Genomic DNA, 621 nt, shown 5'->3' with positions numbered 1-621 from the left:
CGTGGAGATCGCCCCACGGGGCGAAATCGACGTCGACACCGCGTACGAGGTGCGCGAAGCGATCGCGGAGGTGCTGGCCAAGGGCCGGCCGCTGCGCATCGAACTCAACATGAGGCTGGTCACCTTCATCGACTCGGTCGGCATCAGCGCCATGGTGGCCGGCTTCCAGACGGCCGAGGTCAGCGACGTCAAGCTGGTCGTCACCGAGCCGAGCCGGTTCGTGCACCGGCAGCTCTGGGTGACGGGCCTGCTCGGCCTCTTCGGCGCCCCGGAGCCCTACTTCGCCGGCGCCGCCACCCCCGAGGTGCTGCCCGGCGCCTGAGCGCCCGTCAGGGCTGCTCGTCCAGGCCGGTCAGGTCGATGTCGGTCGCCTCGGTGACCGCTCGGACGGCCGTCACCGACGCGTACCCGGCGGCCAGCAACGCCACGTCCGTGCCGGGCTGTGCGGCCTGCCCCGGTTCCTCCAGCGAGGTACGGACGAAGCCGTGGCCGGATTCGGCCACCGTCATCTGCACCTGGCCGAAGCTGGCCAGGCTGCCTCGCCGCACCCCGCGAAGCTGCCCGTGCGGCAGGTCCGGGGCGTTCACGTTGAGCACGCTCTCCGACGGCGCGGAGGTCAAC

Annotated in this window: 1 protein-coding gene and 1 pseudogene; one reads left to right on the top strand and one right to left on the bottom strand. The window is 71.8% G+C overall.

Going from position 1 to position 621, the window contains the following annotated elements:
- The first annotated feature begins 1 nt into the window (after position 1).
- Complete coding sequence (locus tag KBX53_RS35090) at positions 2–322, top strand: STAS domain-containing protein (protein ID WP_210864051.1); 321 nt, start codon at positions 2–4, stop codon at positions 320–322.
- A 7-nt stretch (positions 323–329) separates the two neighbouring features.
- Here KBX53_RS35090 and KBX53_RS35085 read toward each other — a convergent pair.
- Positions 330–621 (bottom strand): annotated as a pseudogene (locus tag KBX53_RS35085) (5'/3'-nucleotidase SurE); the annotation flags it as partial.

The organism is Micromonospora sp. M51, assembly GCF_018070305.1.
GTDB classification, from domain to species: domain Bacteria; phylum Actinomycetota; class Actinomycetes; order Mycobacteriales; family Micromonosporaceae; genus Micromonospora; species Micromonospora parva.
This window is presented reverse-complemented; position numbering and strand designations above follow the sequence as displayed.